Source organism: Streptomyces sp. LS1784, from assembly GCF_020103755.1.
Classification (GTDB): domain Bacteria; phylum Actinomycetota; class Actinomycetes; order Streptomycetales; family Streptomycetaceae; genus Kitasatospora.
Genome location: NZ_JAHSQD010000051.1, coordinates 1 through 13213, shown reverse-complemented (window position 1 = coordinate 13213; position 13213 = coordinate 1). Strand labels below are relative to the sequence as shown.

Here is a 13213-nt window from a genome sequence, read left to right as displayed (position 1 = left end):
CGCTCAGCCCAGCCAGCCGGGCCGCACCAGCCCCGACTCGTAGGCCAGCACCACCAGTTGCGCCCGGTCCCGCGCGCCGAGCTTCGCCATCGCCCGGCTGACGTGCGTCTTCGCCGTCAGCGGGCTGACCACCAGCCGCCGGGCGATCTCCTCGTTGGACAGGCCCATCCCGACCAGCGCCAGTACCTCGCGCTCCCGCTCGGTCAGCATCGAGATGTCCGAGAGACCCTCCGGCACGGCCTCGGGAGCCTTCGACCGGGCGGCGAACTCGCCGATCAGCCGCCTGGTCACCCCCGGCGAGAGCAGCGCGTCCCCCGCGACCGCGACCCGGATCGCCCGCAGCAGGTCGGCCGGCTCGGTGTCCTTGACCAGGAAGCCCGCCGCCCCCGAGCGCAGCGCCTCGAAGACGTACTCGTCCAGCTCGAAGGTGGTCAGCACGACCACCCGGACGGAGGACAGCGCCGGGTCCTCGGCGATCCTCCTGGTCGCCTCCAGCCCGTCCATCCGCGGCATCCGGATGTCCATCAGCACGACGTCCGGCACGATGTCGCGGGTGAGCCGCAACGCCGCCTCGCCGTCGCCCGCCTCGCCGACCACCGTGAGGTCGTCCTGGAGGTCCAGCAGGGCCCGGAAGCCCGCCCTGACCAGTAGTTGGTCATCCGCCAGCAGTACCCGAATCAATCGCTCTCCGCCTTCGGTGTCGGCAGCTCCGCCCGGACCCGGAAGCCGCCGTCCGGCAGCGGCCCCGCGGTGATGGTGCCACCGAACGCCGCCACGCGTTCCCGCATCCCGACCAGCCCGCTGCCCGACCCGCCCGCGTCGCCGAGGACCGCGGGCCCCGGGTCCTCCACCCGGACCACCAGCACGGCCGGGTCACTCCAGTCCAGCACCACGACCGCCTGCCGGGCCGCCGAGTGGCGCACCACGTTGGTGAGCGCCTCCTGGACGATCCGGAAGGCGGCGAGGTCGACGGTGGCGGACAGCTCGCGCCGCTCGCCGCGCTCCTGCACCTCCGCCTCCAGGCCCACCCGGTCCGCCTGCTCGGTGAGTTCGTCCAGCCGGTCCAGCCCGGGGGCCGGCCCGCGCGGCGCCGCCCCGGGCCCGCGCAGCGTCGCGAGCACCTGGCGGACCTCGCCGAGCGCCTCCTTGCTGGTCGACTTGATGGTGACCAGTGCGCCGCGGGCCTCCTCCGGCCGCCGGTCGAGCAGCGCGAGCGCGACGCCGGCCTGGATGTTGATCAGCGACAGGCTGTGCGCCAGGATGTCGTGCAACTCCCGGGCCATCCTGAGCCGTTCCTCGTTGGCCCGGCGCTCCTCCAGCTGCTGCCGGTAGGCCCGGTGGGCGGCGATCCGCTCGCGCCGGAACCGGACCAGCTCGCCCCCCGCCATCACCAGCAGCAGCCAGGCCGACAGCCCGAGCTCCTGCGGCCAGATGCTGCCGGACGGCGGGGCCGCGCGCTGCCAGCTCTCCGGCAGGAGGAAGGTGACCAGGAGGTGGACCAGGTAGACCCCGCCCACGCCGGCCCAGGCCGCCCGGCGGTGCCCGGAGCCGATCGCCACGCAGCAGGCGATCAGCCAGCTCACGAAGGCCGGCCCGTACGGGTACCCGCCGGCCAGGTACCCGGCGGTGACCACCGACGTGCCGGCCACCACCGCGACCGGTCGGCGGTCGCGCAGCACCAGCAGGGCCGGCCCGAGCAGCAGCAGCAGGTAGCCGAGGGCGTCCAGCGGGACCCGCCCGTGCTGGTTGTGCGCGGCGAAGGTCGAGCCGACCACCTGGAGCACCGCGACCGCCGCCGCCACCCCGAGCGGGTAGCCCGCCTTGGCCGCGCGCACCCACGGCGGGCGCCACGGCTCGGGCGGCTCCTCCGGCGGCTGCTCCGCCGGGGGCGGCTCGGTCGGCGGGGACGTGGGCGGCATCATGCCCACAAGCTAGACCCGCGCCCCGTCCCCGCGCGTCCTCCACCAGTGGCGTTCGGGCGTACTCCCGCTGGAGTACGCCCGGACACGGTTCGCCCTCAGCCCTCCGCAGCGTCCGCGGATGCCCGGGCCTTCGCCTGCGCCTCCTCGAAGGTCGCCGACGCCTCCGGCCGCGCCAGCGTGACCACCAGCTCCCCGTCGCTCACGTCCGCGATCAGTGTGTCCCCCTCCCGCACCGAACCGTCCAGCAGCAGGTTGGAGATCCGGTTGTCCAGCTCCGACTGGATCGTCCGGCGCAGCGGCCGGGCCCCGAACTCCGGCTGGTAGCCCCGGTTGACCAGGTACTCCTTGGCCGCCTCGGTGACGTCCAGCTCGACGTCCTGGGCCCGCAGCCGGCGCCGGCTGCGGTCCAGCAGCAGGTCCACCACCGACAGCAGGTCCTTCCTGGTGAGCGCGTGGAAGACGATCACCTCGTCGATCCGGTTCAGGAACTCCGGCCGGAACTGCCGGCGCAGGTCCCGCATCAGGTCGTCCTTGATCTCGTCGACGTTCCCCGCATGGTCCAGGATCCGCTGCGAGCCGATGTTGCTGGTCATGATCACCACGGTGTTGCGGAAGTCGACCGTACGCCCCTGGGAGTCGGTCAGCCGCCCGTCGTCCAACACCTGGAGCAGCAGGTTGAAGACGTCCGGGTGGGCCTTCTCCACCTCGTCGAAGAGCAGCACGCTGTACGGCTTGCGGCGCACCGCCTCGGTCAGCTGCCCGGCTTCCTCGTAGCCGACGTACCCGGGCGGGGAGCCGATCAGCCGGGAGACGGTGTGCTTCTCCTGGAACTCGCTCATGTCGAAGCGGATCATCCGGTCCGGGTCGCCGAACAGCAGCGCCGCCAGCGCCTTCGCCAGCTCGGTCTTGCCGACACCGGTCGGCCCGAGGAAGAGGAAGGAGCCGGTCGGCCGCTCCGGGTCGCCCATCCCGGCCCGGCCGCGGCGCACCGCCTGGGCGACGGCGGTGACCGCCTCGTCCTGGCCGATCACCTTCTCGTGCAGGTGCTCCTCCAGCTTGAGCAGCCGCTCCTTCTCGGTCGCGTTCAGCTCCGCGACCGGGATGCCGGTCCGGGAGGAGAGCACCTGCGCGATGTCGTCGGCCGTCACGTCGACGACCTCTTCGCGGGACTCTGCCATCGCCGCCAGCTCGTCCTCGGTCTGCCGCAGCTCGGTCTTCAGGTTGGCGGCCCGGACGAACTCCTCGTCCGCGACGGCCTCGTCCAGCTCCCGCTTCAGCTTGGTGATCCGGTCCTGCACCCCGGTCGCCTCGGTGGACCCGCTCAGGCTGCGCAGCCTGACCCGGGCACCGGCCTGGTCCAGCAGGTCGATCGCCTTGTCGGGCAGGAAGCGGTCACTGACGTACCGGTCGGAGAGCGTCGCCGCCGCGTCCAGCGCCTCGTCAGTGAACCGCACCTGGTGATGCGCCTCGTACGCGTCGCGCAGCCCCTGGAGGATCTCGACCGTCTCGTCGACGCTCGGCTCGGGCACCAGCACCGGCTGGAAACGGCGCTCCAGCGCGGCGTCCTTCTCCAGGTGCTTGCGGTACTCGTCCAGCGTGGTCGCGCCGACCACGCTCAACTCACCGCGCGCGAGCGCCGGTTTGAGGATGTTGCCGGCGTCCATCGAGCCCTCGCCGCCGCTGCCCGCGCCGACCACGGTGTGCAGCTCGTCCAGGAACAGGATCACGCTCTTCTCTGCCGCGGTGACCTCGTCGATCACGTTCTTCAGCCGCTCCTCGAACTCACCCCGGTACTTGGAGCCGGCCACCAGCGCGGTCAGGTCGAGGGTGACCACCCGCTTCTCCTTGAGGCTCTGCGGCACGTCCCCGGAGACGATCCGCTGGGCCAGGCCCTCGACGATCGCGGTCTTGCCGACGCCCGGCTCGCCGATCAGCACCGGGTTGTTCTTGGTCCGCCGGGAGAGGATCTCGACGGTCTGCTCGATCTCCTCGGCCCGCCCCACCACCGGATCCAGCCGGCCCGAGCGCGCCTCCTCGGTGAGGTCGCGCCCGTACTCGTCCAGCGTCGGTGTCTCGCTCGGGCGGGCGCCCGTGCTGCTGCGCTCACCGCCGGTGCCGCGCTCCTCCAGCACCGACTTCAGTGCCTCCTGCGAGGGCGCCGCGTTGCGCAGCGCCACGCCGGCGCCCGAGCGCTCCTGGTCGAGCAGCGCGCCGAGGATGTGCTCCGGGCCGATGTACGAGGCGCCGACCGCCTGCGAGCGGGCATGCGCGGCGAGCAGTGCGCGCTTGGCCGCGGGGGTGAGCGTCGGCCGAACGTCCGCCGCGTCGCGGCTGCCGGACGGCAGGGCGTGCTCCAGGTCGCCGGAGAGCCGGTCCGGATCGACGCCGGCCCGTTCCAGCATCCGGCGCGAGGGGCCCACCCGGGTGGCCGCCCAGGCCAGGTGCGCGGTGTCGAGGTCACTGGAGCCGTCCTCGGCCGCGCGCTGCGCGGCCAGCGCGAGGAGTTCCTGCGAGGACTCGCTGAGCAGCCGCCCGATCGGTACTCGCTGCACGGCGGGCGGGGAGGCCATCGGGCTCATCCCGAAGAACCGGCTGAGCAGGTCGGAGAACGGATCGTTCGATCCGAACGGGGGCATGGTCACGGCGATTCACCTCTCCCAAGCGGTTTGCAGCCACACAAACACAGGCCGTGGCGCCTCGCCCGTCGAGCCGGCCGGGCCGTCACGTGGCGTGCCCGGGCCTCGCCGCCGTCCGGCCGCACGGCGGCCGCGTTCGCCCGGTGACCTGCTCCGGCAGCGCACCGCCGCTGTACGTCACCGCCATCGCCGGCCATCCCGCCTCCGCACCACGCAAGATCACCGGACCCCGAAGCCGGGTGCGCGGTGCGAGGGCCGGGCCGCAGGCCTGCCTCCTGTTACCAGCCAGAAAGACCGAAATCGGCCCGCCGGGCGAACCGCCAGGCCAAAACAGCACATTCCCGGCTGGCGTTTGAATAGTCGCCGCCCCGTTCGATTTTGACGTTCGAAATGTGATGGACCACTTCACCGGCCTGGCCAGCCACATTGCCGCCAGTCGCACACCGGAGTCGAGTCGCGACGATACGCAATCGAACGCCTACAAAAAACGAATATTCACTCGTTGGAGTGACCCGGCTGGACATGAACACCGCCGGAAAGGGAAAGTCTCGATGTCCTCAACAAGGGCCATTGGGGGGCTCCTATGGTGGAATCTCGCTCGAATCAGAAGATGATCGAGCAAAAAGGCGGAGTGGGACCGTTGCTCGGCGCTCGGAAGCCGAGTCCCTCCGCATCTCTCAGGGTCGGAAAACCGCACGCCGGCGAAATGCTGGCCGACACGTTCGACCCCGAGCTGTTCCGCGAGAATTCCGAGACGGTACTGAGCCGACTGGAAAGCCATCTGGCCGATTCATCGATCAGAGGGCTCGAACTGATCGACCCCGAAACGCTGACCCAGGCCGCCAGGGCCCTGATGACCTCCGAGCGCGAGAAGATCGCGGCCTTCGACGAGAAGCGGCTGGACGGGATCACCGACCTGTACGTCAGGACGGGGATCCAGGTCCACTCACCCGGTTACATGGGGCGGCAGTTCTCGGGCGTGGTGCCGCTGGCCGGGGTCGTCGACTTCGTCAGCTCGGTGGTCAACCAGCCGTCCTCGTTCTACGAGGCGGGCCAGCTGCCCAGCGTGGCGGAGCGCATCATGGCCGAGGAGCTGAATCGATTCATCGGCTGGGAGCCGGACTCCTTCGCCATGGTGACCACCTCGGGCGGGTCACTGGCCAACCTGACCGCGCTGTTGGCGGCCAGGAACAAGATGTTCCCCGACTTCTGGTCGGGCGGCAGCCCGACGGCGAACGGCCTGCCCCGCCCCGCCATCGCGGTCGGCGCGGACGTGCACTACAGCGTCTCGCGGGCGGCCGGGATCCTGGGGATCGGCGAGTCGCAGATCGTGCGCCTGCCGATCAACCGGCAGCAGCAGATCTGCCTGGAGCAGGTGCGGCCGGCCCTGGAGGCCGCCGAGCAGCGGGGACTGAAGGTGTTCGCCCTGGTCGCCTCGGCCGGCACCACCTCGGTCGGCGCCTTCGACCCGCTCGACGGGCTCGCCGACATCGCCCGGGCCGCGGGCATCTGGCTGCACGTCGACGGCGCGCACGGCGCCAGCCTGCTGGTCTCCGACCGGCTCCGGCACAAGCTGCGGGGAATCGAGAAGGCCGACTCCCTGGCGTGGGACGCACACAAGATGATGTTCGTTCCGGCACCCTGCACGCTGCTGTTCTACCGGAACAAGGAGGACAGCCTCGGGGCCTTCCAGCAGCGCGCCAGCTACGTCTTCGACGAGGAGCCGGACCGCTACACCGAACTCGACAGCGGTGCCAGGAACTTCGAGTGCACCAAGCGGCCCATGATCATGCCGCTGTGGGCCCTCTGGTCCGTCTACGGCCGGGCCCTGTTCGCGGAGAAGATCGAGCACCTCTGTGAACTGACCGAGGAGATCCACCGGCTCCTCCAGGACGAACCGGAATTCGAAACGGTGCACCGACCGGAAGCCAACATCCTGTGCTTCCGCTACCGTCCCGCCGAACTCCCGGACGAACACGTGCACCGCTTCCAGGTGGCGGTCAGGAACCGGATCAAAATCCAGGGGAATTTCTTCATCTCCAAGGTGAACATCGACGGGGTCGCCGCGCTGCGCGTGGTCATGATGAACCACCAGATCACCGTCGAGCACTTCCGGATGCTGCTGGGCGAGATCAGGCGGGTCGGCGCCGACGTCCTGGCCGAAGCCGGCTGAAGGCCGCCGAAGAACCGTGGCCGAACGAACTGCGGCACATGAACAAGTGAACAACACGAGGACGAGGAATTGACGATGAGTGCAGTGAGCACCGCGCCCACCCGACCGGCGGCCCCCGGCGGCGCCGGTGAACTGGCGAACTGGCTGATCCCCGAGTGGGAACTGAAGCCGGACTCGGTCGAGGCCGTGGAGAAGCTCCCCTCGTTCGCGAGCAAGCTCCGCGAGTGCGAACGGGTCTGCCAGGCGCCGTACAGCGAGGTCTCGCACGAGATCCAGGACGCCCTGGTGCTGCGCCGCCTCCAGCAGATGGTCAACACGGTACGGCTCAACCCGCTCTGGCGCAGCCGCCTCTCGGGCGCCGGCATCAGCGGTGCCCCGCAGACGTACGAGGAGTGGCAGCGGATCCCGCTGTCGGACAAGGAGACCCAACGCGAGTTCTTCATGGATTCGCGTCCGGGCATGGTGGTGCCGCTGGCGCGCGGCGGCTTCGAGATCGTGGCCAGCGGGGGCACCAGCGGCGGGAAGCCGCTGGAGTCGGTGTACTCGCTGCGGGAGCTGCGGGACACCTACGAGGTGGCCGGCCGCTTCATGGGCGCCTACCAGCTCGGCGGGTACCTGCCCGGCAACGACCCCAAGTGGCTGTACACCACGCTGGCGGACTACCAGATGTGGAGCAGCGGCACCATGGTGGGCGGGGTGCTGGCCCAGGTGCCGGGGGTCAACTACATCGGCGCGGGGCCGGTCACCGCCCCGGTGCTGGAGCACATGTTCTCGTACCCCGGCCCGAAGGCGCTGATGGGGATCACCGCGGGCATCGCGATCCTCAGCGAGCTCGGCGCGGGTATGAGCCAGGAGGCCAAGGAGAGCTTCCGGGTGGCGCTGTACGGGAGCGGGGTGCTGCCGCAGCGCAAGCGGGCGGAGCTGAAGGCGATGTACCCGAACCTGACGATCCTCAGCTACTTCGCCGCCACCCAGGCCGAGACCATCGGGCTGCAGCTGACGGAGGAGTCCCCCTGCCTGGCGGCCGTGCCCGGGCTGCACCTGGTGGAGATCGTCGACGAGCAGGGCCGCTGGGTCGCCGAGGGCGAGGAGGGCGAGCTGGTCGTCACCCGGTTGCACGGGCACGAGGCACCGCTGCTGCGGCTGAAGCTGGGCGACCGGATGATCCGCCGCCCGAGGCTGGACGGGCCGGGGCTGAAGACCGGCCGGTTCGAGTTCGCCGGCCGCACCGGGGACATCCTGCACCTGAACGACAGCCAGTACTCGGCCCCGCGCGCGTACGAGGCGCTGCGCGAGGACCTGCTCAAGGCCACGGCGATGGACCTGGACGTGGTGGCCCACGAGATCCAGTTCGTGAACCACCGCGAGGGCAAGACGATCACGCTGCTGGCGTCCGTCGACGACGTCCCCGGTCTGACGTACCGGATGGACGCCGCGCTCGGCCCGTACGGCGTCCAGCACGTCTTCGTCAACGCGCTGCCCCGCTCGCTCTCGCTGTTCAACCAGGGCGAGGCGAACCCCGCCTCGATCGAGAAGACCGGTTACCGGTTCCTGGTCAAGTTCGTGCCCAGGGCGTCCGCGGAGATCGAGCGGACGTCGGTCGGCAAGGTGCCGCTGGTGCGCGACCGGGGCTGACAGAACCGGCGGGACGGCACAACTGCCGCTCCGGAACGTTGGTTTGAGGAATGGAGTGAGTATGAAACCGCAAGTGAACATCGCCGTCGTGGTGGACGTGATCGGCGCACTGTCGGACAAGACGCTGCTCAACGGCAACCTCTGCCTGATCGACGACGGATCGTTCGACAGCAAGAACCAGGGAACGCCCGACCTGTGCACCGTGGTGGTGCCGGGCCAGGTGGTCCAGTGGTCCGCCCTGGCGGTGGACCTGCAGACGCCCGTCGAGATCCGGAGCATCAGCTTCGCGCCGGCGGACGAGGGTGCGGGCGCGACCGCGCACGACGTCGGCCACATCGGCCCGGACGAGGCCGCGGCCGCGGTGGCGGGCGGCGCGGACGGTGCGGACGGTGCGGACGGCGCACCGTCGGCCGGCCACCGGGTGGCGGGCGGGCAGCTGGACCTCAACGTCTGGTCCGGCGTGGTGCCGCCGTACCTGGTGCCCGGGGTGCCGTACCGGTACCGGCTGGAGCTCCAGATGTACGAGGGCGAGCACAGCGTGCTGCACGTCGACTCGCCCGCACTGATGTGCCTGTAGGCGGAACACCGACAAGGAGGGTGGGCGCATGGCCCAACAACTGGCGATCATCGTGCTCGTGGACGTCGGCAACGCGCTGGAGTCCCGGACGCTGACCGGTAACACCTATCTGTTCGACAACATGAAGCTCCAGGGTTCCCTGAACCAGGGCACCGGCGAGTTGGTCACCGCGATCAACGGCGCCTACTGGAGCGACGGCTCGCAGGCCAGCGAGCAGGTGCTCAACTGGCTTCCGTACAGCCTCGGTTCGATCCCCCCGACGGTGCCCCGCGGCTACCACACCACCCGGGCGCGGGAGGCCGAGAAGGAGGCGCTGGCGGAGCTCGCGACGCTCACCGAGAAGCCCGGGGTGGCGAACGGCGACACCGAGGCCGCGCTCACCCGGATCCGGAAGACCGTCGGCACCAGGGTCAACGGCACCTCGCGCACCCGGGCCCTCTCCGGGCAGCGGGTCCTGGACATCACGGGCCGGGTGGTCTCCGACCACGGCCAGGACACCCACAACTACCCGGCGCCGGTGATCACCGACATCTTCGGCGAGGCGGTGGACGAGAAGGTCATCTACCCGGCCGAGTACGGCTCCCCGGACCTGGTGACCGACGGCTGGTACTGGTCGGCGACGATCGACACCTCCCGGCCCGGGACCTACAGCTACACGATGCGGATCCAGCTCCACGAGCTGATCCAGCGGGCGGGCGACTGGACCTGGGAGCCGGTCAACCTCACCTGCGAGTCGAAGCTCCGGATCACCGCGGAGCCCAAGCGGAACGGCTTCACCGGGGCCGGCATGGGATACCTGCCGATCGCCCCGGCCGCCTTCGGCTGAGCCCCTGACCCAGGAAGTCCCGGTAAGGACGAGGAGGAGTAGATGACCACCAAGCCACGGCTGAAGACCACGCCGAAGCGCCCGATCTCGATCACCGCGGTGGTGGACTGCGTGGGCATGCTGGCGTCCCAGAGCACCCACGGCCACCTGTACCTGTACGACACCAACAAGGCCGGCGGGTCCGCCGACCTCGGCACCGAGGAGCTGCGGACCAAGGTCAGGGCCGGCGACCAGCTGCTCTGGAACGTGCTGGCGCTCGAGTGCGAGGCCTTCGTGGCCATCGACGGGATCGTGATCGACCCCGAGGTGTGCGAGCCGGTCCGGAAGGTGTACCCGGGCACCGACGTCGCCTACTGGACCGGGACGGTGAAGAAGGACGCCACGTCCCCGGTGCCGTACCGGATCAGGTTCCGGCTGGGGACACAGGTCGAGCCGATCACCACCACTGCGTCGCCCGTCCTGGTCGGCCAGGCCACCTGACAGCTCTGAGCAGCGGACGGCTCCGGACGCTGGACCGCCCGGAGCGCGCGCTCGAAGGAGGAACCTTGACTACCAGTACAAGCAGCGCCTCGGCGGACAAGCAGAACCCCGGGCAGCTGAACTCGGTACAGCTCAACATCGTCACGCTCGTGAACATGGAGCGGGCCACGGCCAACCGCTCGCTGGGCGACGCGATGTACATGATGGACAACAGCGTCGGCGGGTCCGGCCAGGGCACCCGGCAGCTGGAGACGGTCTGCAAGCAGGGCCAGGTGCTGAACTGGATCATCCGCCCGATCGACATGGAGCGGCGGCTGGACGGCACCTGGCCGCCGATGCCCAAGATCAACAACATCGTGATCCTCGACACCGAGCTGGGTGACGAGGAGGACGTGGCCGAGCGGAAGCTCTTCACCGAGCTCAAGATCTACGGCATGCCCGACCGCATGCGCTCCCCGCTGACCCCGGTCTACTACTACTGGGCCGGCACCGTGCTCAGCACCGCCAAGCCCGGCCTGTACCGGTACCGGCTGGTCATCGAGCTGGAGCAGGAGGGCACCAAGGAGAAGCTCTACCTCAACACGGTCGACCACCCCGCGCTGCGGGTGATCGAGGTCTGACCGCCCGGCACCGCGTGAGCCCGGTGTCCCCGACCACCGCGGTCGGGGACACCGGGCTCGTTCGCTGCCGGTCCCGGTGCGCGGCGAGCTTCGCCACCGCCGTTCGGCATCGGCCCTGAGCTGTTGACGGACATCGGGTATCGCGGCGATGCGGTCGGTGGCGACCGCATCGACGTTGCGGTCCGAGAGTGTGGCGAGATCGCCGGAACGACTGCGGCCCAGGTCGGGACACCTGTCCCGACCTGGGCCGCAGCCTCGGTTCCTGCTGTTCGGAGGGTGGGCGCGGACGGTTTCGAACCGCCGACATCTGCTTTGTAAGAGCAGCGCTCTACCACTGAGCTACGCGCCCCCCGCCGTGGCCCGGTGGGCGCACGACAAGTGCCTAGGGTACCTGGTCCCGAGGGGTGGTGTGGGCCGGGTGTCCGATGGGGCGTCGGGCGAGGCGGTGGAGTCGCCCGGGCGGGCGGCGCGGCGGGTGGGTGGGAAGGGGGCGGGCCGTGGGGTGGGAGGGGGTGACGGGCCGGTGGGGGGATCGGAGAGAATGGAGGCCGGATCAGCGGGTCGGAGCAGGGAGCGCGCAGTGACGGTGGCCGGCGGGAGCGGGCGGGGGCGGCGTCGGGCGGGGAGTGCGCTGACCGACGCGTTGGTGTTGCCGGTGGTGCTGGCGGGTGCGCTGGGGACGGTCGCGCTGGCGTCGGCCGGGAGCGGCGGCTGGTGGGGCCGGCGCGGCGGTGAGGGCGGACGGGCGCAGGCGCGGGAGGCCCGGGCGGCGGCCCAGGAGGCCTTCTACGAGCTGGAGGAGACCCAGCGCGAGGTGCAGCTCGCGGTGGAGACCGTCCGCGCGGCCGAGGAGGGCCAGACGGCGCAGCGCGCGCTGGCCGACCTGGCGGCGATCTCCGGCCGGGTCGAGCAGGTCACCGTGAACTACCTGGCCGCGCTCGACGCTCACAACCTGGACAGCGAGACGCTGGACGCGGGCACCGCCGCGCAGGCCAAGCGCCGGCTGGAGGACGTGAAGGGCCAGCTCGGCTCGGCCCGGGCGGAGCTGAACGACTTCCTGCGGCGCCTGCAGCCGACCGTCCAGCACGCCGAGCAGCAGCTGATGCGGGTCACCCCGGCGGTGGAGCAGGCCAAGCGGGCGCTGCTCGCGGCCACCACCGCGTTGGACGAGGCGCGCGGCGCCGGCCTGCGGGCGGACGACCTGGCGGCCCGGCTGGCCGAACTGGCGCCCGAGCTCGGCCGGCTGAACGAGGGCCCGGCCCGGCACGGGGTCGCGGACACCCTGCGGCGCGCGGACGACGTGAAGCAGCGCGCCGAGGCGATCGCCGCCGACGCCGGGCAGTTGCCGGAGCGGGCGCGGGAGATCGACCGGCGGGTGGCGAGCCTGCGGACCCGCATCCAGGCGCTGGAGACCAAGGCCGCGACGGTCGAGCCCGCCCTGAGCGAACTGCGCCGCCGCTTCAGCACCGCCTGCTGGCAGGACCTCCAGCGGGTGTCGGACCAGGTCGCGGAGACGGGGCGCGCCGCCGAGCGCAAGCTCGCCGAGGCCGCCCGGGCCCGGGACGAGCAGCGCTGGGCGGACGCCACCGCCGCGATCGGGACGGTCCGCGCACTGCTGGAGACCGCCGACGGCTCGGTGCTCGCGGTGAACGACCGGCTGCGGCAGCTGAACGAGGTGCAGCACGACCCCAACCGGGAGATCGAGCGTGCCCGCTTCGCGATCCGGGACGCGCAGCGGCTGGCGATGGCCGGCCGCACCGCGCCGGACCCGCGGCACGCCGCCCCGCTGGACGAGGCGGTGGCCCGGCTGGACCGCGCGGTGGCCTCGCTGGAGGCGGCCGGCCGGCACCCCGACTACTGGCACTTCCTGACCGAGCTCGCGGCAGTACGGGACACGGCGGCACGGGTGATCGGGCTGATCCGCGGCGACCTCGGCGGCCACCGGTAGCAGCGGACCGGTCGAGCGGCAGACCGGGCGGGCGCCCGCCAGACGAGCGCCAGCCAGACGGTCGGCAGCCCGGCGAACGCCAGCCAGACGATCGGCAGCCCGGCGATCGGCAGCCGGCCGATCCGCGGACCAGGCAACCGGTGGACACCCCCGCTGGGTACCCTGCCGGTATGCCTCGCTACGACTTCCGCTGCCGCTCCTGCGGAGCCACCTTCGAGCTCCGCCGCCCGATGGCCCAGGCCAACGACCCCGCCGTCTGCCCGCAGGGCCACGAGGACACCGTGAAGCTGCTGTCCACCGTTGCCGTCACCGGTGCGGCCGCCGCCCAGCAGGCCCCCGCCGCCGGGGGCGGGGGCGGTTGCTGCGGCGGCGGCTGCTGCGGCTGACCGACGGCCG

At 71.3% G+C, this 13213-nt stretch carries 11 protein-coding genes and 1 tRNA gene; 8 read left to right on the top strand and 4 right to left on the bottom strand.

Annotation, left to right across the window (positions count from 1 at the left end; all coding sequences use genetic code 11):
• Positions 1 to 3 precede the first annotated feature (3 nt).
• From KS423_RS09345 to KS423_RS09335, 3 genes are all read right to left on the bottom strand, one after another.
• Positions 4 to 681 carry a response regulator transcription factor gene (locus KS423_RS09345; RefSeq protein WP_224277092.1) on the bottom strand — a complete coding sequence of 226 codons (678 nt, stop codon included), beginning with the start codon at positions 679 to 681 and terminating at the stop codon, positions 4 to 6.
• Positions 678 to 1922, bottom strand: coding sequence for a sensor histidine kinase (locus tag KS423_RS09340; protein WP_224277090.1), 1245 nt, complete (start codon positions 1920 to 1922; stop codon positions 678 to 680). The genes KS423_RS09345 and KS423_RS09340 overlap by 4 nt, the downstream gene beginning before the upstream one ends.
• Positions 1923 to 2017: 95 nt before the next feature.
• A complete protein-coding gene (locus tag KS423_RS09335) occupies positions 2018 to 4558 on the bottom strand; it encodes an ATP-dependent Clp protease ATP-binding subunit (protein WP_374119927.1) in 2541 nt (846 codons plus the stop codon).
• A 706-nt stretch (positions 4559 to 5264) separates the two neighbouring features.
• On the opposite strand from KS423_RS09335, the gene KS423_RS09330 reads away from it, so the two are divergent.
• From KS423_RS09330 to KS423_RS09305, 6 genes are all read left to right on the top strand, one after another.
• Positions 5265 to 6731 carry an aminotransferase class V-fold PLP-dependent enzyme gene (locus KS423_RS09330; protein WP_224277088.1) on the top strand — a complete coding sequence of 489 codons (1467 nt, stop codon included), beginning with the start codon at positions 5265 to 5267 and terminating at the stop codon, positions 6729 to 6731.
• A 75-nt stretch (positions 6732 to 6806) separates the two neighbouring features.
• On the top strand, positions 6807 to 8366 hold the full coding sequence (locus KS423_RS09325) for a hypothetical protein (RefSeq protein ID WP_224277087.1): 1560 nt from the start codon (positions 6807 to 6809) through the stop codon (positions 8364 to 8366).
• Positions 8367 to 8427: 61 nt separating this feature from the next.
• Positions 8428 to 8943, top strand: a complete 516-nt coding sequence (locus tag KS423_RS09320) for a hypothetical protein (protein WP_224277085.1) — start codon at positions 8428 to 8430, stop codon at positions 8941 to 8943.
• A gap of 28 nt (positions 8944 to 8971) precedes the next feature.
• On the top strand, positions 8972 to 9769 hold the full coding sequence (locus KS423_RS09315) for a hypothetical protein (protein ID WP_224277083.1): 798 nt from the start codon (positions 8972 to 8974) through the stop codon (positions 9767 to 9769).
• 42 nt (positions 9770 to 9811) lie between these two features.
• On the top strand, positions 9812 to 10249 hold the full coding sequence (locus KS423_RS09310) for a hypothetical protein (protein WP_224277081.1): 438 nt from the start codon (positions 9812 to 9814) through the stop codon (positions 10247 to 10249).
• A 65-nt stretch (positions 10250 to 10314) separates the two neighbouring features.
• Positions 10315 to 10869, top strand: coding sequence for a hypothetical protein (locus KS423_RS09305; protein WP_224277079.1), 555 nt, complete (start codon positions 10315 to 10317; stop codon positions 10867 to 10869).
• A 277-nt stretch (positions 10870 to 11146) separates the two neighbouring features.
• Here KS423_RS09305 and KS423_RS09300 read toward each other — a convergent pair.
• A tRNA-Val gene (locus tag KS423_RS09300) sits at positions 11147 to 11218 on the bottom strand.
• A gap of 192 nt (positions 11219 to 11410) precedes the next feature.
• Between KS423_RS09300 and KS423_RS09295 the strand changes: the two genes are divergently transcribed.
• A complete protein-coding gene (locus KS423_RS09295) occupies positions 11411 to 12817 on the top strand; it encodes a hypothetical protein (RefSeq protein WP_224277077.1) in 1407 nt (468 codons plus the stop codon).
• Between the two features lie 170 nt (positions 12818 to 12987).
• Positions 12988 to 13203 carry a zinc ribbon domain-containing protein gene (locus KS423_RS09290; RefSeq protein ID WP_224277075.1) on the top strand — a complete coding sequence of 72 codons (216 nt, stop codon included), beginning with the start codon at positions 12988 to 12990 and terminating at the stop codon, positions 13201 to 13203.
• Positions 13204 to 13213: the final 10 nt, after the last annotated feature.

What these genes read in the sequence shown, in the direction of transcription:
- KS423_RS09340 (WP_224277090.1), bottom strand. Translation starts at nt 1,922, where the DNA reads ATGATGCCGCCCACGTCCCCGCCGACCGAGCCGCCCCCGGCGGAGCAG.
- KS423_RS09335 (WP_374119927.1), bottom strand. Translation starts at nt 4,558, where the DNA reads ATGCCCCCGTTCGGATCGAACGATCCGTTCTCCGACCTGCTCAGCCGG.
- KS423_RS09330 (WP_224277088.1), top strand. Translation starts at nt 5,265, where the DNA reads ATGCTGGCCGACACGTTCGACCCCGAGCTGTTCCGCGAGAATTCCGAG.
- KS423_RS09325 (WP_224277087.1), top strand. Translation starts at nt 6,807, where the DNA reads ATGAGTGCAGTGAGCACCGCGCCCACCCGACCGGCGGCCCCCGGCGGC.
- KS423_RS09320 (WP_224277085.1), top strand. Translation starts at nt 8,428, where the DNA reads ATGAAACCGCAAGTGAACATCGCCGTCGTGGTGGACGTGATCGGCGCA.
- KS423_RS09315 (WP_224277083.1), top strand. Translation starts at nt 8,972, where the DNA reads ATGGCCCAACAACTGGCGATCATCGTGCTCGTGGACGTCGGCAACGCG.
- KS423_RS09310 (WP_224277081.1), top strand. Translation starts at nt 9,812, where the DNA reads ATGACCACCAAGCCACGGCTGAAGACCACGCCGAAGCGCCCGATCTCG.
- KS423_RS09295 (WP_224277077.1), top strand. Translation starts at nt 11,411, where the DNA reads ATGGAGGCCGGATCAGCGGGTCGGAGCAGGGAGCGCGCAGTGACGGTG.
- KS423_RS09290 (WP_224277075.1), top strand. Translation starts at nt 12,988, where the DNA reads ATGCCTCGCTACGACTTCCGCTGCCGCTCCTGCGGAGCCACCTTCGAG.